General features: G+C 63.7%; 14 protein-coding genes and 1 pseudogene. 2 read left to right on the top strand and 13 right to left on the bottom strand.

The annotated features are described in order from the left end of the window. Positions 1 to 244 precede the first annotated feature (244 nt). The 6 genes from fusA to QF050_RS09785 all read right to left on the bottom strand — a co-directional run bounded on the left by fusA (position 245) and on the right by QF050_RS09785 (position 11,938). Entirely contained in the window at positions 245 to 2,359 is a 2,115-nt protein-coding gene (fusA, locus tag QF050_RS09810) for an elongation factor G (RefSeq protein WP_308930275.1), read from the bottom strand. A 69-nt stretch (positions 2,360 to 2,428) separates the two neighbouring features. Beyond that, positions 2,429 to 2,899 carry a 30S ribosomal protein S7 gene (gene rpsG, locus QF050_RS09805; RefSeq protein ID WP_003803829.1) on the bottom strand — a complete coding sequence of 157 codons (471 nt, stop codon included), beginning with the start codon at positions 2,897 to 2,899 and terminating at the stop codon, positions 2,429 to 2,431. Between the two features lies 1 nt (position 2,900). Then, positions 2,901 to 3,275 carry a 30S ribosomal protein S12 gene (rpsL, locus tag QF050_RS09800; protein WP_009358312.1) on the bottom strand — a complete coding sequence of 125 codons (375 nt, stop codon included), beginning with the start codon at positions 3,273 to 3,275 and terminating at the stop codon, positions 2,901 to 2,903. A 387-nt stretch (positions 3,276 to 3,662) separates the two neighbouring features. After that, positions 3,663 to 7,562 (bottom strand): DNA-directed RNA polymerase subunit beta', encoded by a 3,900-nt coding sequence (locus QF050_RS09795; protein ID WP_308930274.1) that lies wholly within the window; start codon positions 7,560 to 7,562, stop codon positions 3,663 to 3,665. A gap of 103 nt (positions 7,563 to 7,665) precedes the next feature. Further along, positions 7,666 to 11,175 (bottom strand): DNA-directed RNA polymerase subunit beta, encoded by a 3,510-nt coding sequence (gene rpoB / locus QF050_RS09790; protein ID WP_141942688.1) that lies wholly within the window; start codon positions 11,173 to 11,175, stop codon positions 7,666 to 7,668. A gap of 298 nt (positions 11,176 to 11,473) precedes the next feature. Next, a complete protein-coding gene (locus QF050_RS09785; RefSeq protein ID WP_308930273.1) occupies positions 11,474 to 11,938 on the bottom strand; it encodes a hypothetical protein in 465 nt (154 codons plus the stop codon). Positions 11,939 to 12,204: 266 nt separating this feature from the next. Between QF050_RS09785 and QF050_RS09780 the strand changes: the two genes are divergently transcribed. Both QF050_RS09780 and QF050_RS09775 read left to right on the top strand, forming a co-directional pair. Then, positions 12,205 to 13,404, top strand: a complete 1,200-nt coding sequence (locus QF050_RS09780) for an acetyl-CoA C-acetyltransferase (RefSeq protein WP_308930272.1) — start codon at positions 12,205 to 12,207, stop codon at positions 13,402 to 13,404. After that, positions 13,404 to 13,901: a YbaK/EbsC family protein gene (locus QF050_RS09775; protein WP_308930271.1), complete on the top strand. Its 498-nt coding sequence runs from the start codon at positions 13,404 to 13,406 to the stop codon at positions 13,899 to 13,901. The genes QF050_RS09780 and QF050_RS09775 overlap by 1 nt, the downstream gene beginning before the upstream one ends. A gap of 74 nt (positions 13,902 to 13,975) precedes the next feature. Here the strand turns inward: QF050_RS09775 and rplL are convergent, their stop codons facing one another. The 7 genes and pseudogenes from rplL to nusG all read right to left on the bottom strand — a co-directional run bounded on the left by rplL (position 13,976) and on the right by nusG (position 19,955). Continuing rightward, positions 13,976 to 14,350, bottom strand: coding sequence for a 50S ribosomal protein L7/L12 (gene rplL / locus QF050_RS09770; protein WP_139029946.1), 375 nt, complete (start codon positions 14,348 to 14,350; stop codon positions 13,976 to 13,978). A gap of 78 nt (positions 14,351 to 14,428) precedes the next feature. Then, entirely contained in the window at positions 14,429 to 15,010 is a 582-nt protein-coding gene (gene rplJ, locus QF050_RS09765) for a 50S ribosomal protein L10 (RefSeq protein WP_141942696.1), read from the bottom strand. Positions 15,011 to 15,306: 296 nt separating this feature from the next. After that, complete coding sequence (locus tag QF050_RS09760) at positions 15,307 to 16,425, bottom strand: GNAT family N-acetyltransferase (protein ID WP_308930270.1); 1,119 nt, start codon at positions 16,423 to 16,425, stop codon at positions 15,307 to 15,309. 7 nt (positions 16,426 to 16,432) lie between these two features. Continuing rightward, the gene (locus QF050_RS09755) at positions 16,433 to 17,572 is read right to left on the bottom strand and encodes a GNAT family N-acetyltransferase (RefSeq protein ID WP_308930269.1); all 1,140 of its coding nucleotides are present in this window, start codon (positions 17,570 to 17,572) and stop codon (positions 16,433 to 16,435) included. Between the two features lie 113 nt (positions 17,573 to 17,685). Continuing rightward, positions 17,686 to 18,393, bottom strand: coding sequence for a 50S ribosomal protein L1 (gene rplA, locus QF050_RS09750; RefSeq protein ID WP_308930268.1), 708 nt, complete (start codon positions 18,391 to 18,393; stop codon positions 17,686 to 17,688). Between the two features lie 179 nt (positions 18,394 to 18,572). Further along, on the bottom strand, positions 18,573 to 19,004 hold the full coding sequence (rplK, locus tag QF050_RS09745; RefSeq protein WP_018760472.1) for a 50S ribosomal protein L11: 432 nt from the start codon (positions 19,002 to 19,004) through the stop codon (positions 18,573 to 18,575). A gap of 128 nt (positions 19,005 to 19,132) precedes the next feature. Beyond that, positions 19,133 to 19,955: pseudogene (gene nusG, locus QF050_RS09740) on the bottom strand (transcription termination/antitermination protein NusG). Positions 19,956 to 19,964 lie beyond the last annotated feature (9 nt).

Below are 19,964 nucleotides of genomic sequence, written 5' to 3'. Positions count from 1 at the left end.
CAAATGACATACCCTCCTGCCGCTCTTGTCGCGGCAGAAACTCAGGTAAGTCTACTTGGGGGGCTTTGGATTGGTGAAATTGCAGATTCAGGAACTAATACTAGTCCCTAGAGCCTGTTCGTGCAGATGGCCAGAGCCCGGCTTGACCGGACGAATCCGACCGAGCCCCGACCACCTGCACCGGCTGTGCTTTCCGTAACCGGCAAGCGCACCCGAGTTTGTTCGCTTTGAGAAGTCCCAGGGACTATTCGCCGCGGGTCTTCTGGATGATCTCGTCGGCAACTGCCTTCGGGACCTCGGCGTAGCTGTTGAACGTCATGGAGTACACAGCACGGCCCTGGGTCTTCGAGCGCAGGTCGCCGATGTAGCCGAACATGCCGGACAGCGGTACGTGCGCACGGATGACCTTGACGCCCTGTGCATCTTCCATCGACTGCATCTGGCCACGGCGGGAGTTGAGGTCACCGATAACTTCACCCATGTATTCCTCAGGGGTGCGGACCTCGACATCCATCAGCGGTTCAAGCAGAACCGGGTTCGCCTTGCGCGCAGCTTCCTTGAAAGCCATGCGTCCGGCGATCTTGAACGCCATTTCCGAAGAGTCAACATCGTGGTACGCGCCGTCAATCAGCGTGGCCTTGATGCCGACGACCGGGTAGCCGGCCAGGACGCCGTCGTTCAGCGCGTCCTGGATGCCAGCGTCAACAGACGGGATGTACTCGCGGGGAACGCGGCCACCGGTGACCTTGTTCTCGAACTCATACAGCTCGCCTTCGGCGGTGTCCAGCGGCTCGATCGCGATCTGGATCTTTGCGAACTGGCCCGAACCACCGGTCTGCTTCTTGTGCGTGTAGTCGTGGCGTTCGACGGCGCGCTTGATGGTTTCGCGGTAAGCAACCTGCGGCTTGCCCACGTTAGCCTCGACCTTGAATTCGCGGCGCATGCGGTCCACCAGGATGTCCAGGTGGAGTTCGCCCATGCCGGCGATGATGGTCTGGCCGGTGTCTTCGTTGAGGGACACCTGGAAGGTGGGGTCCTCAGCGGAGAGCTTCTGGATGGCCGTGGAGAGCTTCTCCTGGTCACCCTTGGTGTTCGGTTCGATGGCAACCGAGATCACGGGCTCCGGGAAGCTCATGGACTCGAGCACGATCTGGTTGTTGGCATCGCACAGGGTGTCGCCCGTGGTGGTGTCCTTCAGACCGATGGCTGCGTAGATGTGGCCGGCGGTAGCGCCCTCGACGGGCATTTCCTTGTTGGCGTGCATCTGGAAGAGCTTGCCGATGCGCTCCTTCTTGCCCTTGGTGGAGTTGACCACCTGGGCGCCCGCTTCCACGTGACCGGAGTACACGCGGATGAAGGTGAGCTGGCCGAAGAAGGGGTGCGCCGCAATCTTGAACGCCAGCGCCGAGAACGGTTCCTCGGAGGAGGGCTTGCGGGTCAGTTCCTTCTCTTCGTCACGAGGATCGTGACCGATCATCGGGGGGACGTCGAGCGGGTTCGGCAGGTAGTCCACCACGGCATCGAGCATCGGCTGGACGCCACGGTTCTTGAAGGCAGAGCCACAGAAGATCGGGTACAGCTCGGAGTTGATGGTCATCTTGCGGATGCCGGCCTTGAGCTCGTCGACCGAGATCTCTTCGCCCTCGAGGTACTTCTCCATGAGTTCCTCGGAGGACTCTGCGACCGTCTCAACGAGGTTCGCGCGGTACTCTTCAGCCTTTTCCTGGAGGTCAGCAGGGATCTCGCGGATCTCGTACTTGGCACCCATGGTCACGTCGCCCTTGGCGTCGCCCGGCCAAACCAGGGCGCGCATGTAAAGCAGGTCGACGACGCCGATGAAGTCGTTCTCGGCACCGATGGGCAGCTGCATTACCAGCGGCTTGGCACCGAGACGGCTGATGATGGTGTCTACGGTGAAGTAGAAGTCAGCACCGAGCTTGTCCATCTTGTTGACGAAGCAGATACGCGGAACGTTGTACTTGTCAGCCTGGCGCCACACGGTCTCGGACTGCGGCTCAACGCCTTCCTTGCCGTCGAAGACGGCAACTGCACCGTCGAGGACGCGCAGGGAGCGCTCAACCTCAACCGTGAAGTCCACGTGGCCGGGGGTGTCGATGATGTTGATCTGGTTGTTCTCCCAGAAGCAGGTCACGGCGGCAGACGTGATAGTGATGCCGCGTTCCTTTTCCTGTTCCATCCAGTCAGTGGTCGAAGCGCCGTCGTGCGTTTCGCCGATCTTGTGGTTCACACCCGTGTAGAACAGGATGCGCTCGGTTGTGGTGGTCTTGCCGGCATCAATATGGGCCATGATGCCGATGTTGCGGACCTTACTAAGGTCGGTAAGCACGTCCTGTGCCACGGGGTCTCCTTTTGGGATGGACTACACGTTCGCCGCCGGCTCTGTTGAGCCGGCGGCGCCCGGGGAGTATTACCAGCGGTAGTGTGCGAAGGCCTTGTTGGACTCGGCCATCTTGTGGGTGTCTTCGCGACGCTTCACAGCGGCACCGAGACCGTTGGACGCATCCAGGATTTCGTTCTGGAGGCGCTCGGTCATCGTCTTTTCACGGCGGGCCTTGGAGTAGCCAACCAGCCAGCGCAGGGCGAGTGCGGTGGAGCGGCCCGGCTTGACCTCGACCGGAACCTGGTAGGTGGCGCCACCGACGCGGCGGGAGCGAACCTCAAGCGAAGGCTTGACGTTGTCCATGGCCTTCTTCAGCGCTGCGACGGGGTCGCCACCGGACTTGGCGCGTGCGCCTTCGAGGGCACCATAGACGATGCGCTCTGCCGTGGACTTCTTGCCGTCAACAAGCACCTTGTTGATGAGCTGGGTTACCAGCGGGGAGCCGTAAACCGGATCCGAAACGAGCGGCCGCTTGGGGGCCGGACCCTTGCGAGGCATATTACTTCTTCTCCATCTTTGCGCCGTAGCGGCTGCGGGCCTGCTTACGGTTCTTCACGCCCTGGGTATCGAGGGCGCCACGGACGATCTTGTAGCGGACACCGGGGAGGTCCTTCACACGACCACCGCGGACGAGCACAATGGAGTGCTCCTGCAGGTTGTGGCCAACACCGGGGATGTAGGCGGTAACTTCCACGCCGCCGTTGAGGCGAACACGCGCCACCTTACGCAGAGCCGAGTTCGGCTTCTTCGGGGTGGTGGTGTAAACGCGGGTGCAAACACCGCGGCGCATGGGGCTGCCCTTAAGCGCGGGAGCCTTGGTCTTTGAGACCTTAGGCGTGCGGCCCTTGCGGACCAGCTGGTTAATCGTAGGCACTCTCGTGTTCTCCGTTTTATCCGGAGCGGCTGTTTCCGGCCACTCTCTTGTTGCGTTGCCCCGCCGCCCGGGCCCTGAAGAGGATCTCCATGGCGGCGAAGGCGAAGCCTTTAATAGTCGGATCGCATACCGGGAAGGAGCTTGCGATCCTATCAGTCCCTAGGCATGCAAAAATGTGGCATACGTTGCACAAGAACCCTGCAAACCGGAAACGTCGCTCTGGTTCAGCCTTTCAGCTGGAACCGGCGCACTCATCCACTGCCACAATAACAATTGGTATCCACTCTACCACGGACAGGGTCCAGGCCTTAATCGACGGTTAAAGGGGGAAGGTCCCCCACCTTGCGGTGCGGGACCATCCCTTTCGGCTAAGTCGGATCCTACTGGTTAGCGGAAGTCGTTGCCGAGGTCGTAGTCATCCAGCGGGATGGCGTGGAACTCAGGAGCTCCGTCACCGCCCAGGGTGTCGTACGAGAAGTCACTGAATGCGCTGGGGCCGGTGAACAGGTTGGCCTTCGCTTCCTCAGTGGGCTCGACGGTGACCTCGGTGTAGCGCGGGAGACCCGTGCCGGCCGGGATCAGCTTACCGATGATGACGTTTTCCTTCAGGCCAAGCAGCGGATCGCTCTTGCCTTCCATGGCCGCCTGCGTCAGGACGCGGGTGGTCTCCTGGAAGGAAGCGGCCGACAGCCAGGACTCGGTGGCCAGCGACGCCTTGGTGATGCCCATGAGCTCGGGACGTCCGGAAGCCGGAGTCTTGCCCTCGGACACAACGCGGCGGTTCGCTTCCTCGAACCGGCTGCGCTCGGCGAGCTCGCCGGGCAGCAGGTCCGATTCGCCGGACTCGATGACCGTGACGCGGCGCAGCATCTGGCGGACGATAACCTCGACGTGCTTGTCGTGGATACCGATGCCCTGGCTGCGGTACACGCCCTGGACCTCGTCCACCAGGAACTTCTGGGCGGCACGCGGACCCATGATGCGCAGGACCTGCTTGGGGTCCACGGGACCGTTGATCAGCTTCTGGCCAACGGTGACGTGGTCGCCGTCTTCGATGAGCAGGCGTGAACGGCGCAGGACCGGGTAAGCGATCTCTTCCGTTCCGTCATCAGGGGTGATGACCAGGCGCATCTGGCGCTCGGACTCTTCGATGGTGATGCGGCCGGCTGCTTCAGCAATCGGAGCGACACCCTTCGGAGTACGGGCTTCGAAGAGCTCCTGGATACGGGGCAGACCCTGGGTGATGTCGTCGCCACCGCTGGCGGAAACAGCACCACCGGTGTGGAACGTACGCATGGTCAGCTGGGTACCCGGCTCACCGATGGACTGTGCGGCGATGATGCCCACGGCCTCGCCGATATCCACGGTCTTGCCGGTGGCCAGGGAACGGCCGTAGCACAGTGCGCAGGTGCCGACGCTGGACTCACAGGTGAGTACGGAGCGGACCTTGACCTCGGTGATGCCGGCCTTGAACAGCTCGTCAATCACCACGTCACCGCAGTCGGTGCCGGCGGCTGCGAGGACCTTGCCCTCGGAGTCCACGACGTCGACGGCGAGGGTACGTGCGTAGGCACTGTTCTCGACGTTCTCGTCCAGGACCAGCTCACCGTTGGAATCGGCGACGGCAATGGGCGTGACCAGGCCACGCTCGGTGCCGCAGTCCTCTTCGCGGACGATGACATCCTGCGAGACGTCCACCAGACGACGGGTCAGGTAACCCGAGTTGGCGGTACGCAGCGCGGTGTCAGCCAGACCCTTACGGGCACCGTGGGTGGCGATGAAGTATTCCAGCACCGACAGGCCCTCACGGTAGGAGGACTTGATGGGACGCGGGATGATCTCACCCTTAGGGTTGGCCACCAGGCCACGGATACCCGCGATCTGACGGACCTGCATCCAGTTACCACGGGCACCGGAGGACACCATGCGGTTGATGGTGTTCATCGGGGACAGGCTGTCACGCATCGCCTGGGCGATCTCGTTGGTTGCCTTGTTCCAGATCTCGATCAGTTCCTGGCGACGCTCGTCGTCGTCGATCAGGCCCTTGTCATACTGGCCCTGGATCTTGGCGGCGCGCTCCTCGTAACCGGCAAGGATCTGCGGCTTCGCGGCCGGAACCTCGATGTCCGAGATGGCGACGGTGACGCCTGAGCGGGTGGCCCAGTAGAAACCGGCATCCTTCAGGTTGTCCAGCGTTGCCGCGGTAACAACCTTCGGGTAGCGCTCGGCGAGGTCGTTGACGATGCGGGACAGTTCGCCCTTGTCGGCAACAGCCTCAACCCAGGGGTAGTCCTCGGGCAGGGTCTCGTTGAAGAGGACCTGGCCCAGGGAGGTCTGGACGAGTGCGGGCTGACCCTGCTCCCAGCCTTCCGGAGCTTCCCAGCCGGCGTACGGCACGAACCCTTCGAGACGGATCTTGACCTGCGAGTTCAGGTGCAGCTCGCGGGCGTCGAACGCCATGATGGCTTCCGAAACCGAACCGAAGATGCGGCCTTCACCGGCTGAACCCTTGCGCTTGGTGGTCAGGTGGTAGAGGCCGATGATCATATCCTGCGAGGGCAGGGTGACCGGGCGTCCGTCGGAGGGCTTCAGGATGTTGTTCGAGGACAGCATCAGGATGCGGGCCTCAGCCTGTGCCTCGGGGCTCAGCGGCAGGTGGACTGCCATCTGGTCGCCGTCGAAGTCGGCGTTGAACGCGCCACAAACCAGCGGGTGCAGCTGGATTGCCTTGCCTTCAACAAGCTGCGGCTCGAAGGCCTGGATGCCCAGGCGGTGCAGGGTAGGTGCACGGTTGAGCAGCACCGGGTGTTCGGTGATGATCTCTTCGAGCACGTCCCAAACCTGCGGACGGTAGCGCTCCACCATCCGCTTGGCCGACTTGATGTTCTGGGCGTGGTTGAGGTCAACCAGGCGCTTCATCACGAACGGCTTGAAGAGCTCCAGCGCCATCTGCTTGGGCAGGCCGCACTGGTGCAGCTTCAGCTGCGGGCCGACGACGATGACCGAACGGCCGGAGTAGTCGACGCGCTTGCCGAGGAGGTTCTGGCGGAAACGGCCCTGCTTGCCCTTGAGCATGTCGCTCAGGGACTTAAGCGGACGGTTGCCCGGTCCGGTGACCGGACGGCCGCGACGGCCGTTGTCGAAGAGGCTGTCAACAGCTTCCTGAAGCATGCGCTTCTCGTTGTTGACGATGATCTCCGGAGCGCCCAGGTCAAGCAGGCGCTTGAGGCGGTTGTTGCGGTTGATCACGCGGCGGTAAAGGTCGTTCAGGTCGGAGGTCGCGAAGCGGCCACCGTCCAGCTGGACCATCGGGCGCAGTTCCGGCGGGATCACCGGGACGGCGTCGAGCACCATGCCGAGCGGGCTGTTGTTGGTGGTCAGGAACGCGTTGACCACCTTCAGGCGCTTGAGGGCCCGAGTCTTGCGCTGGCCCTTGCCGTTGGCAATGATGTCGCGCAGCAGGTCGGACTCGGCCTGCATGTCGAAGTTCTCAAGGCGCTTCTTGATGGCTTCGGCACCCATGGAGCCTTCGAAGTACATGCCGTAGCGGTCGCGCAGTTCGCGGTACAGGCCCTCGTCACCTTCGAGGTCGGCGACCTTGAGGTTCTTGAAGCGGTCCCAGACCTGCTCGAGGCGCTCGATGTCGGCGTCGGCACGCTTGCGCACGTTGGCCATCTGGCGGTCGGCGGAGTCGCGGGCCTTCTTCTTGTCGGCTGCCTTGGCGCCTTCGCCCTCGAGGCGTGCGATTTCGCCTTCGAGGTCGCGGGCGATCGCGGCGATGTCGGCGTCGCGGTTGTCGATCAGCTGCTTCTTCTCGATGTCGTGCTCAACCTGCAGGTTGGGCAGTTCCTCGTGGCGGGCAGCCTCGTCGACGCTGGTGATCATGTAGGCAGCGAAGTAGATGACCTTTTCGAGGTCCTTCGGGGCCAGGTCAAGGAGGTAGCCCAGGCGGGACGGAACACCCTTGAAGTACCAGATGTGCGTGACCGGGGCGGCCAGCTCGATGTGGCCCATGCGCTCACGGCGGACCTTGGCGCGGGTGACTTCAACGCCACAGCGCTCACAGATGATGCCCTTGAAGCGCACGCGCTTGTACTTGCCGCAGTAGCATTCCCAGTCCCGGGACGGGCCGAAGATCTTCTCGCAGAAGAGTCCGTCCTTCTCGGGTTTGAGCGTGCGGTAGTTGATGGTTTCCGGCTTCTTAACCTCGCCGTACGACCAGCCGCGGATGTCTTCCGCGGTGGCGAGGCCGATCTGCATGAGGCCGAAGGAGGATTCGCTGGACATATGGTCCCTGTTCTCTCTTGTTCTCTAAATTCTGAAGTCTTGGTGCGGGATGAGGGAGGGGGCATACGACGGCGGGTGGTCACCCGCCGTCGTAAACCTCCTGCTAGACCTCTTCTACGGAGCTGGGCTCTGCACGAGACAGATCGATGCCCAGTTCTTCCGCAGCCGTGAAGACTGCGTCATCAGAGTCACGCATTTCAATTGTGGTTCCGTCCGTGGAAAGAACTTCCACGTTCAGGCACAGCGACTGCATTTCCTTGATCAAGACCTTGAAGGATTCGGGAACGCCCGGCTCGGGGATGTTCTCGCCCTTGACGATCGCTTCGTAGACCTTCACACGACCGTGGATATCATCCGACTTGATCGTGAGGAGTTCCTGGAGCGTGTAGGCAGCGCCGTAAGCCTCGAGCGCCCACACTTCCATTTCACCGAAGCGCTGGCCGCCGAACTGTGCCTTACCACCCAGCGGCTGCTGCGTGATCATGGAGTACGGGCCGGTGGAGCGCGCGTGGATCTTGTCGTCCACCAGGTGGTGGAGCTTCAGGATGTACATGTAGCCGACCGAGATCGGATCCGGGAACGGCTCACCGGAGCGGCCGTCAAACAGGCGGGTCTTGCCGGAGGAGTTGATCAGGCGGTCACCGTCGCGGGTCACGTTGGTGGAGTCCAGCAGGCCCGTGATTTCCTCTTCGCGGGCACCGTCGAACACCGGCGTCGCAACAGTGGTGGGACCACTCTCGCGCGGCAGGTTCGGCAGCTGCTTGACCCATTCGGGCTCGCCTTCGATCTTCCAACCGGTCTTGGCAACCCAGCCGAGGTGCGTTTCGAGCACCTGGCCCACGTTCATACGGCCCGGAACACCCAGCGGGTTCAGGACGATGTCAACGGGGGTACCGTCGGCAAGGAAGGGCATGTCCTCGACGGGGAGGATCTTGGAGATGACACCCTTGTTGCCGTGGCGGCCGGCGAGCTTGTCGCCGTCGGTGATCTTGCGCTTGGCAGCCACGTAGACGCGCACCAGCTGGTTCACGCCCGGGGGCAGCTCGTCGTCGTTGTCGCGGTCGAAGACGCGAACGCCGATGACGGTGCCGGACTCGCCGTGCGGCACCTTCAGGGAGGTGTCGCGCACTTCGCGGGACTTCTCACCGAAGATGGCGCGCAGCAGGCGCTCTTCCGGGGTCAGCTCGGTTTCACCCTTCGGGGTGACCTTTCCGACCAGGATGTCACCTGCTTCAACCTCGGCACCGATGTGGATGATGCCGCGCTCGTCCAGGCCGGCCAGGACTTCCTCGGACACGTTGGGGATGTCACGGGTGATTTCCTCGGCACCAAGCTTGGTGTCGCGGGCATCGATCTCGTGCTCCTCGATGTGGATGGAGGAAAGGACGTCCTCGGCAACGATGCGCTGCGAGAGGATGATGGCGTCCTCGAAGTTGTGGCCTTCCCATGACATGAATGCCACGAGCAGGTTCTTGCCGAGTGCGAGTTCACCCTGGTCCGTTGCCGGACCGTCGGCGATGATGCCGCCGACCTCAAGGCGCTGGCCTTCGTTCACCAGGACGCGGTGGTTGTAGCAGTTGCCCTGGTTGGAGCGGGCGAACTTGTTGATGCGGTAGTTGGTCTCGGTGCCGTCGTCGTTGAGCATGATGACGAGCTCGGCGGAAACCTCGGTGACCACACCGGCCTTCTTGGCGATGACAACGTCACCGGCATCGACGGCGGCGGCGCGCTCCATGCCGGTGCCCACGAACGGAGCCTCGGAACGGACCAGCGGAACGGCCTGGCGCTGCATGTTGGCACCCATGAGTGCGCGGTTGGCGTCGTCGTGCTCCAGGAACGGGATCAGGGCGGTTGCCACGGACACCATCTGGCGCGGGGAAACGTCCATGAACTCGACGTCCTCGGCCGGAACCAGGACGGGCTCGCCTCCACCACCACGGGCACGGACCAGCACGGTGTCCTCGGCGAACTTGTTGTTCTCATCCAGCGGCGCGTTGGCCTGTGCGATCAGCACCTCGGCCTCGTCGTCGGCCGTCAGGTACTGGACGTCGTCGGACACGACGCCGTCCTTGACCAGCCGGTACGGGGTCTCGATGAAACCGAACGGGTTGATGCGGCCGTAGGATGCCAGCGAACCGATCAGGCCGATGTTCGGGCCTTCAGGAGTTTCGATGGGGCACATACGTCCGTAGTGGGACGGGTGAACGTCACGGACTTCCATGCCGGCGCGGTCACGGGACAGACCACCCGGGCCAAGCGCGGACAGGCGGCGCTTGTGGGTCAGGCCCGAGAGCGGGTTGTTCTGGTCCATGAACTGCGACAGCTGGGACGTTCCGAAGAACTCCTTGATGGCTGCAACCACGGGGCGGATGTTGATCAGGGTCTGCGGCGTGATGGCCTCGACGTCCTGGGTGGTCATACGCTCGCGGACGACGCGCTCCATGCGGGACAGGCCGGTGCGGACCTGGTTCTCGATGAGCTCGCCGACGGCGCGGATGCGGCGGTTGCCGAAGTGGTCGATGTCGTCGATTTCGACGCGCAGGTCCACTTCCTGGCCATCGCGGGTGCCCTTGATGGTTTTCTCGCCAGCGTGCAGCGCGACGAGGAACTTGATCATGGCAACGATGTCTTCAACGTGCAGGACCGAGGCTTCCTTGTCGCCAAGGGAGCGGTCGATGCCGAGCTTGCGGTTGATCTTGTAGCGGCCAACCTTGGCCAGATCGTAGCGCTTGGAGTTGAAGTACAGGTTGTCCAGCAGGGACTGGGCAGCCTCGACGGTGGGCGGCTCGCCCGGACGAAGCTTGCGGTAGATGTCCAGCAGGGCGTCTTCGCGGGTCTCGGTGGCGTCCTTCTCCAGGGTTGCCCGCATGGAGTCGTACTGGCCGAACTCTTCGAGGATCTGGCCTTCGGTCCAGCCGAGGGCCTTGAGCAGGACCGTGACGGACTGCTTGCGCTTGCGGTCGAGGCGGACACCGACCTGGTCGCGCTTGTCGATCTCGAGCTCGAACCAAGCACCGCGGGACGGGATGATCTTGGCGGTGAAGATGTCCTTGTCGCTGGTCTTGTCAGCGGCGCGCTCGAAGTAGGCGCCCGGTGAACGGACCAGCTGGGAGACGACGACACGCTCGGTGCCGTTGACCACGAAGGTGCCCTTCTCGGTCATCAGCGGGAAATCGCCCATGAACACGGTCTGCTGCTTGATTTCGCCCGTGTTGTTGTTCATGAACTCGGCCTTGACGTACAACGGAGCCGAGTACGTTGCGTCCCGGTCCTTGCACTCGGCCATGGTGTATTTGGGGTCAGCGAACTCCGGATCGGAGAAGCTCAAGGACATGGTGCCCTGGAAGTCCTCGATCGGGGAGATCTCTTCGAAGATGTCCGACAGGCCGGACGTGGTGGCGACGCTGAGATCGTTTTCTTCGACAGCCTTTGCCACGCGTGCCTGCCAGCGCTCATTGCCGACCAGCCAATCGAAGCTGTCTGTCTGCAGGGCAAGCAGATTCGGAACGTCAAGAGGTTCGTGAATCTTTGCGAATGAGAGCCGGCGAGTGGCACCATCAGTGCTGTCGGCGGTGTTAGCGGTTTCGTTATTAGAGGTGCTCGAGGCGACCAAGAGGGATCCTTCCACAGACCTTCAGGCGTTTTCAGATCTCCCCCGCTGTGCACCCTGCGAAAGTGACTCCGCAGCGCTACCATCCGGTTCCGCTATATGACCCGGGACCCGTGCTGACGATGCTGTGACGTTGTCACGGCACGTTGATTGCCAGCTGCCAGGCAAAGCCCACCGCTATATGAAGGCTGAAGGTAAACAGGGAAGACGCAAATATCTACGATACGGCAAAACAACCTACATGTCTACCCCACATCGGGCCGGATTGCAAGCACTGTTTTCGCGCTGTCCGCCGGCCGTCCTACAGGCGCAGCGTGACACCTTCCGCAGTGCAGGTCCCCGAGTTCGCGAAGACGGCGTCCCGCACGGCGTCCTTGGACTCCTGGGCAGGCGTGCTGCCGGATTCAGCGGCGGCCGAGTGGTCGATCGCAAGCAGGCTGAGCGAGGCGAAAAGCCCCTCGAGGTCCCCGGAAACGGTGCCCTTGGCGTCCTGGGCCTTCAGGTAGACGTCCTCATAGCCTTTTGCGTCGGTGGGGGAAACCGCAGCGTAGTCAGCGAAGAGTTTGTTGAAGAGTTCGCAGGCTTCCCTGGCGCCCCGGCTCGGGCTGCCGGCGTCTGCTGACGCACGGGGCGTGCTGCCGCCGCTGGACCGGGCCGAGGACGGAGCAGGCTGCTGCGTTGATTCCGCCGGTGCGGGTGTCGACACCGAGCAGCCTGTCAGTGCTGCAAGGGCTGCAAGGGCTGCTGCGGCAAGTGTCGTTTTCATGATCTCGCTCCGTCCGTCACGGCCCCGGACCCGGTGTCCCCCTGAAAAGCCTCGCCCACCACCCTACGCAAGCCGCCGCCGTCGTGCACACCGGGAGGATGGGGACCTCTCCCCTGCCCGCACCCTTACCCCGGCCCGCAGTGGCCGGACCCGCAGCAGCCGGGACGCCGGAATGCGCACAGGTGTTCCGGCGTTTCAATAGTTGGGTGACCAGGCTCACGATAGCCTTGGTGGCTTACACCTGAACCGGATTGAAAGTGATGACCATGGGCAACTCTCCTGACAACAGTGACGTTGTCATCCTTGCAGCAGCGCGGACCCCGCAGGGCCGCATCAACGGCCAACTGTCCAGCCTGACGGCGGTGGACCTTGGCGCCCACGCCATCAAGGCTGCCTTGGCGGCCAGCGGCATTGAAGCCGCCGATGTGGAGGCTGTGATCATGGGGCAGGTGCTGCAGGCGGGCGCAGGCCAGAATCCCGCACGGCAGAGCTCCATCGGAGCCGGGATCGGCTGGAACGTCCCCGCCGTGACAGTGAATAAAGTGTGCCTCTCCGGGCTCACCGCGGTGATCGACGCCGCCCGCATGATCCGGGCCGGTGAGGCCGCCGTGGTGGTGGCAGGCGGCCAGGAATCGATGAGCCGGGCGCCGCACCTGCTGCCGGGCTCGCGCCAGGGATGGACGTACGGCTCCATCCAGGCGCTGGACGCGGCTGCCAATGACGGACTGACCGACGCCTTTGACGGGCAATCCATGGGCCTGTCCACTGAAACCCGGAATCTCACGCTGGGCATCGACCGCAGTTCCCAGGACAACGTGGCCGCCCAGTCGCACCAGCGTGCGGCACTGGCGGCTAAGAACGGAACGTTCGACGGCGAGATCGCACCGATCAGCGTCAAGCAGCGCAAAGGCGACCCCCTGGTGGTGGACACCGACGAAGGCGTCCGCCCCAACACCTCGGTTGAGTCGCTGGCAGGCCTGCGCGCAGCGTTTGTGACCGATGGCACCATCACCGCGGGCAACTCCTCTCCCCTGTCCGACGGCGCCGCCGCCCTGGTGCTCGCCTCCCGCGGCTATGCCGAGGAGCACGGGCTGGAGTACCTTGCCGTGGTGGGAAAGCCGGGGCAGGTGGCCGGCCCGGACAATTCCCTGCATTCCCAGCCTTCCAACGCCATCATGAACGCCTTGGGCAAGGCCGGCTGGAGCACTGCGGACCTGGATTTCATTGAGATCAACGAGGCCTTTGGTTCCGTGGCGGTCCAATCGCTCAAGGACCTGGACTACCCCCTGGAGAAGTGCAACATCCACGGCGGTGCCATCGCCCTGGGACACCCAATCGGGGCATCAGGAGCCCGGCTCGCCGCCCACGCGGCCCATGAGCTGAAGCGGCGCGGAAGTGGCAAGGCCGCCGTGTCCCTCTGCGGCGGGGGCGGGCAGGGCGAAGCCCTCCTGCTGTACCGCGACTGATGGCGGGCGCAACCGGAAACGGAACGGACGGCGTCGGACGGGAACGCTTCCTGGCCGACGCCGCGGCCCGGGGCTTGCAGGTTGACGTGGTGGAACGCCCGCCGGCACGGAGCCTGGAGGAAGCCGCCGCCATTCTGGGCATCAAACCCGCTGACATCGTGAAGTCACTGGTGGTCAAGCACAAGGACGGCACGTTCCTGTTCGCCCTGATTCCCGGCGACCGCCAGATCTCCTGGCCCAAACTCCGGTCCCTGGTGGGCGTCAACAAACTGTCCCTTCCACCGGCAGACATTGCCCTGGAAGCGACCGGCTACGAGCGTGGCACCATCACGCCGCTGGGCAGCACCACGGCGTGGCCCGTCTATGCCGACGCCACGATCAGCGGGCGCCGGATCTCCATGGGCGCCGGAGCCCACGGCTACAGCGCTTTCGTTGACGCCGACTCACTGACCGCGGCCCTGGGTGCGGTGGTCGCCGACATCTCAGATCCCGGCTGACCCCTCCGCCCCGCTTAAAGCAGGAAACCCCGCCCACCGAAGTGGACGGGGTTTCCGAAGGAAAAAAGGCGTTGTTACTTGAGGGTAACGGTGGCGCCTGCAGCCTCGAGCTGCTCCTTGGCCTTCTCGGCAGCTTCCTTGGTGGCGCCTTCGAGAACAGCCTTCGGTGCGCTGTCAACCAGGTCCTTGGCTTCCTTGAGGCCGAGGGAGGTGATGGCGCGAACTTCCTTGATGACTGCGATCTTCTTGTCACCGGCAGCTTCGAGGACGACGTCGAAGTCGGTCTTCTCTTCAACCTCTTCAGCAGCAGCGCCGGCGGGGCCAGCAACTGCAACAGCAGCGGCGGTAACTTCGAAGGTCTCTTCGAAGAGCTTGACGAACTCGGAGAGCTCGATGATGGTCAGTTCCTTGAAAGCTTCAATGAGCTCTTCGTTGCTGAGCTTCGCCATGGTTGGCGTCCTTCCTGTTGTGGTGTCCGAGCGGCGCGGAGCCGGGCCTGACACCGGAGTCTGGTGGGGTAAAGAGAATCAGTTCTCTTCGGCAGCGGGAGCTTCGGCGGGTGCCTCGGCTTCAGCGGCGGGAGCTTCTTCAGCGGCAGGCGCTTCGGCAGCTGCCGGTGCACCGTTCTCTTCTTCAAGCTTGAGGCGCAGTGCGTCGATGATGCGTGCAGCTGCGGCGGCGGGTGCCTTGAGGACGCCTGCAACCTTGGCGAGCTGCAGCTCACGGGACTCGAGGGCAGCCAGGGCTGCAACCTCGGTGGCGTCCAGCGCCTTGCCCTCGAAGTAACCGGTCTTGATGACCAGCTGCTTGTTGGCCTTGGCAAAATCCGTCAGGCTCTTGGCAGCGGCAACTGCGTCACCCTTGATGAACGCGATTGCAGTGGGGCCGGCAAGCTGGCCGTCGAATGCTTCGACGCCGGCTTCCTTGGCTGCAATGGCGGTCAGGGTGTTCTTGACGACCGCGAACTTGGTGTCCTGGCCGAGAGAAACACGCAGCTGCTTGAGCTGTGCAACGGTGAGCCCGCGGTATTCGGTCAGGACAGCGGCGTTCGATTCCTTGAAATCGTTAGTGATCTCAGCTACTGCTGAAACCTTGGTAGGCGTTGCCATAACCCTCCTTCCGGGGATAGTGCCGGTATTCGACGGTCCCCGCTCAAGAGAGCTAAAACTAAAAACGCCCCGCGCAGATGCACGGGGCTTGGCTCAACACGGTTTGACCGCGGAGCTTTGCTTCGTTCACCTGCGCCGGCCGCCCTGCGTTGAGGGTCCTTCGTCCGGAAACCCACTGTGGCCTCCGGCGCACAACTGCAGAGTTGAGCCATGTACAGGAGAGTGGATTTCCAACAACCGACGGTCTTTGGTACTCCCAGCTTACGCGAGGGGACGCCGGTCCGCCAAATCGGCGGTCAGCTGGTGCTGGTCCGCAGCGTGGGAAGTTCCTTTTGCCAGATGCCGGTCACCCCAGCCGTCTGGAATCCAAGCTGCTTGTTGACCGTCAAGAGGTAGCGGTTCTCCGGGGCGTTCCAGGTGTAGATGATGCGCGCATCCGGGAACTGCTCGCTGAGCCGTTCCATGTTGGCCACCTTGATCAGCAGGCCCAGCTTGTTGCCGCGGTGTTCCTGCAGGACCAGCGTATCGTCCTGGAAAACGACGTCAGCGCGGTGGGCGAGCACGGTGATGGTGGTCAGCCCTACCAGCGATCCTGTGGCGATGTCTTCGACGGCGGTGACCACCGTGCGCCTGCCCTGCGCGATGGCGACGTCTTCGGCCTCGCGCAGGATCCCGCCGTCGAACACCATGTCCTGCTCAACCGGCACGTCCAGGGAAGGGTCGACGTCGGCACCCGCCTGGTTTTCCAGGACAGCCACGGCCTCCAGCCACTGGTCCGGGCAGCGGTCCGTCCAATGGTGCAGCCGGTACCTGCCGCCGTTGGCTTCCTCCGCCTCGGCCTGGAGGTCTGACACCAGCATGGTGTCCAGGGGAAGCAGACAGGAGCTGAACTGCTCGATGTGCTGCAGCGTGTAGCCGGTCCTCTGCGCGAATTCCACCTCCCGGCTTTCCAAGGGAACGAAACCCTGGCCGGTGCCCGGGACCAGCTGGGCCTGCCCAAACTCGTGGAGCGATGCGCCGGGGTGGTTGGTGTCCACCAGGATCATGGTGCGGCCTTCACCCCGGGCCAGCTGCTCGGCGGCCTCGAGCAGGCGCCGCCCCACGCCCTGGCGCTGGAACTCGGGCAGGATGTCCAGGGTGAGTTCGGCGAGGTCCAGGTGGTCTGTCAGCGGCAGTGCGATGTCCACGGTCCCCACGATGTCCCCGTCCACCTTGGCAACGAGGATCAGCTGGCGCTCATAGGGGTCGGCGAACTCGAGCAACTTTTCCAGCGGACCATAGGCAAGATCATCACTCCCCCAGGTCTGCATCCGCACTTTGCGGCCCACCTCGACGGCGGCCAGGAAGTCCGCTGCGTCGGGGGTATCCAGGGAATCGGGGATCCACAGCTGCTCGATCTTCACGTCTATTGCCATTCGGGCATCATCCCAGCCGTTTCTGCCACTCACCTTCATAGCCAGCGGGCTTGAATCCAAGTGCGGTATTTATCGCCAGCATATGCTGGTTTTCGCTGGCATTCCATGTCAGGACCGAGCGCGCCGAGGGCCACTTTTCCTGCGCGCGGCGGAGGTTGGCCGCCTTGACCAGCATGCCCAAGCGGTGGCCGCGGTGCTCCGCCGCCACCAGGGTGTCCTGCTGGATCAGCGACTCCGGCACCTGCGGACGCCAGGTCAGGACCGTATACGCCACCAGTTCGCCGGTGTGCCGGTGCACGGCGGCTGCCACTGCTGACTGGACGCCACCGCGCCCGAGCGTCGATTCGTCCTCGCGTACCCGGGCGGCGTCCCAGTCCTCGCGTTCCCAGTCCATGCCTGCGGTGGGGGCATCCTCACTCATCCGCACCCTGAGCCGCGCATAGCCGGCGACCAGCGCTTCCGGGCACTGATCATCCCAGGCCGTCAGCGTGTAATGCCCTGCCTGCGCAAGGCCTTCCGCCTCCAGCCGGGCCAACAGGCATTCGGACACGGGAAGCGCCAGCCGGCTGGAGCGCTCCACCTGTTCCAGCTGGTATCCAGCGGCCATGGCAAACGCGCTTGCGGGATGGTCCGTGGGCAGGTGCCCGGCCCCGGACTTCGCGGCCAGTAGGCGGGTGCCATCCTCCGGGACTTCCAGCGGTATTTCCTGGAAGGCATCCAGGGATGACCGGCCACGGGCGCGGGCCACGGCTTCGGCGTGCCTCAGCAGGGCACGCCCAATCCCCCGGCGGCGCCTGCCGGGAACCACCAGGACGTCGATGCCTGCCGTGGCCGTGTTGTCCTGCAACGGCAAGGTGACCGAACACAGCCCCACCGGTTCGTTGCCAATCCGGGCCAGGAAGAGATGCCGTTCTTCGTACCGGTTGCCACGCCAATACTCGAGCGCTTCCTTGTCTGTCAGGCAGCGGTCCAGGTTGCCCCACACTGCCGTGTCCTGCGCCTCCCGCATGGCCTGGCAAGTCCGGAAGTCCGCGGACAGCCGGGCGGTATCCGGGCCGCTTCCCCGGGGCGGGATCACGACGGCGGCAATCACCAACGCGTCATGCGGCGGCAAAGGCGGGACTCCAGCGGGGTCCGGTATATCCATGCAGCCACCTTAGGCAAACACGCGGACAACAAAGGAGCCCGCCACGACGCCTAAGCGTCGGACGGGCTCCTGGTGCTCCGGAATCAGCCCGGGGCAGGAACTTCAATCAAGGACTACGCCTCGGTGAGCACCTTGGTGACGTTGGGGTCGACGGAGATGCCGGGACCGAACGTGGTGGCCACGGTGGCCTTCTGGATGTAGCGGCCCTTGGAAGCGGACGGCTTCAGGCGAAGCACCTCTTCCAGTGCTGCTGCGTAGTTCTCGGCCAGCTTGACGGCGTCGAAGGAAACCTTGCCGATGATGAAGTGCAGGTTGGAGTGCTTGTCGACGCGGAAGTCGATCTTGCCGCCCTTGATGTCGTTGACGGCCTTGGCGACGTCAGCGGTCACCGTGCCGGTCTTCGGGTTCGGCATCAGGTTACGCGGACCCAGGACCTTACCGAGGCGGCCAACCTTGCCCATGAGGTCAGGGGTGGCAACGGCTGCGTCGAAGTCGGTCCAGCCGCCGGCGATCTTTTCGATCAGGTCGTCGGAGCCAACGAAGTCGGCGCCGGCTGCGATTGCGGCCTCTGCCTTGTCGCCCGTGGCGAAGACCAGGACGCGTGCGGTCTTACCGGTGCCGTGGGGCAGGTTGACCGTACCGCGGACCATCTGGTCGGCCTTACGGGGGTCAACGCCCAGGCGGAAAGCCACCTCGACGGTTGCATCGAACTTGGACGGGTTGGTGTCCTTGGCCAGCGTTACTGCCTCGAACGGTGCGTAGTGCTTCTCCGCGTCGATCTTGGCGGCTGCTGCCTCATATGCTTTGCTGCGCTTTGCCATGCTGCTTATTTCTCCTTGTGCAGTTGTGGTCTGCGGACCGCGCTGGGCCCTGCCACAGTCGGTAATCCGGTTCGTTATCCGGCCCGGATGACCGACATTTCAATTGTTGTGGTGCCGGTGTCCCGGCGGTGCGGCCCGTCGTCGTCATAATCCTGACGCCGGACAGCAGGTAGGGCTGGTTAGCCCTCGACGGTGATACCCATGGAGCGGGCGGTGCCGGCGATGATCTTGGCTGCGCCTTCGAGGCTGGTGGCGTTGAGGTCTTCCATCTTGGTGGAGGCGATCTCGTTGACCTGGGCCTGGGTCAGCTTGGCAACCTTGACGGTGTGCGGGGTGGATGAACCCTTGGCAACGCCTGCAGCCTTCTTGATGAGCTCTGCAGCCGGCGGGGTCTTGGTGATGAACGTGAAGGAACGGTCCTCGTAGACCGTGATTTCCACGGGGATGACGTTTCCGCGCTGGGCTTCCGTCGCAGCGTTGTACGCCTTGCAGAATTCCATGATGTTGACACCGTGCTGGCCAAGCGCGGGACCGATCGGCGGGGCCGGGTTGGCGGCACCTGCCTGGATCTGCAGCTTGATGAGGCCGGTGACCTTCTTCTTGGGAGCCAATGTAGGGTCCTTCTCTCAATAACGTCCTGGGGCACAGGAGCGTGCCTCAGGTTTCTGGCCGCCATGGCAAGGCGGCCGGCCGTTCCGGTGCCGCTAAGCGGGCGGTGCCGGAACGAATTCTAGGGTTGTCAGATCTTGGAGACCTGGTTGAACGCCAGGGTGACAGGCGTTTCGCGCTCGAAGATGGAGACCAGCACCACGAGGGTCTGGGACTCGGGCTTGATCTCGGAGATCGTGGCGGGGAGGGTCTCGAACGGACCTTCCTTGACGATGACCGACTCGCCGACCTCGAAGTCGACGGCCACGGGAGCCTGGTTCTGCTTGTTGACCGGCTTGCCCTTCTCGGCCTGCTCCTCTTCGAAGACAGGGGCGAGCATGGAGAAGACCTCGTCCAGGCGCAGTGGGACGGGGTTGTGGGCGTTGCCCACGAAGCCGGTGACGCCGGGGGTGTGGCGGACGGCCGCCCCACGAGGCGTCGGTCAGGTCCATGCGGACCAGGACGTAGCCCGGGATGCGGACGCGGTTGATCACCTTGCGCTGGGCGTTCTTGATCTCCACGACTTCTTCCATGGGCACCTGGATTTCGAAGATGTAATCTTCCATGTCCAGGGTCTGGATGCGGGTTTCAAGGTTTGCCTTCACACGGTTCTCGTAACCGGCGTAGGAGTGGATGACGTACCAGTCACCCTCCTGGCGGCGCAGCTTGGCCTTGAACTCCTCGGCGGGATCAGCGGCTGCGGAAGCCGCTGCGGCGGCGAGGGCGTCGGCGGACTCGTCGTCGCCGTCGTCTGCGGCGTCGGCTTCTTCGCCGGCGACGTCGTCAGCATCGGAGCCGGCGTCGTCGGATTCGGGCGCGAAGGACTCAACCTCGGACTCTTCACCGGCTTCTGCCGCGACGTCCTGGGACTCTTCCAGCCCAGACTCGGTTACCTCGAGCTCCTGCTCAGACACTTGGTCTCC

Origin of the sequence: Arthrobacter sp. SLBN-112, from assembly GCF_030944625.1 — a bacterium.
Lineage (GTDB): Bacteria > Actinomycetota > Actinomycetes > Actinomycetales > Micrococcaceae > Arthrobacter.
Note: the sequence above shows the minus strand (reverse complement) of the source record. Positions and strands in the feature narration are given on the sequence as shown.

What these genes read in the sequence shown, in the direction of transcription:
- QF050_RS09760 (WP_308930270.1), bottom strand. Translation starts at nt 16,425, where the DNA reads ATGGCAATAGACGTGAAGATCGAGCAGCTGTGGATCCCCGATTCCCTG.
- QF050_RS09755 (WP_308930269.1), bottom strand. Translation starts at nt 17,572, where the DNA reads ATGGATATACCGGACCCCGCTGGAGTCCCGCCTTTGCCGCCGCATGAC.
- QF050_RS09775 (WP_308930271.1), top strand. Translation starts at nt 13,404, where the DNA reads ATGGCGGGCGCAACCGGAAACGGAACGGACGGCGTCGGACGGGAACGC.
- QF050_RS09780 (WP_308930272.1), top strand. Translation starts at nt 12,205, where the DNA reads ATGGGCAACTCTCCTGACAACAGTGACGTTGTCATCCTTGCAGCAGCG.
- rplA (WP_308930268.1), bottom strand. Translation starts at nt 18,393, where the DNA reads ATGGCAAAGCGCAGCAAAGCATATGAGGCAGCAGCCGCCAAGATCGAC.
- QF050_RS09785 (WP_308930273.1), bottom strand. Translation starts at nt 11,938, where the DNA reads ATGAAAACGACACTTGCCGCAGCAGCCCTTGCAGCCCTTGCAGCACTG.
- QF050_RS09795 (WP_308930274.1), bottom strand. Translation starts at nt 7,562, where the DNA reads ATGTCCAGCGAATCCTCCTTCGGCCTCATGCAGATCGGCCTCGCCACC.
- rpsG (WP_003803829.1), bottom strand. Translation starts at nt 2,899, where the DNA reads ATGCCTCGCAAGGGTCCGGCCCCCAAGCGGCCGCTCGTTTCGGATCCG.
- rplL (WP_139029946.1), bottom strand. Translation starts at nt 14,350, where the DNA reads ATGGCGAAGCTCAGCAACGAAGAGCTCATTGAAGCTTTCAAGGAACTG.
- rplJ (WP_141942696.1), bottom strand. Translation starts at nt 15,010, where the DNA reads ATGGCAACGCCTACCAAGGTTTCAGCAGTAGCTGAGATCACTAACGAT.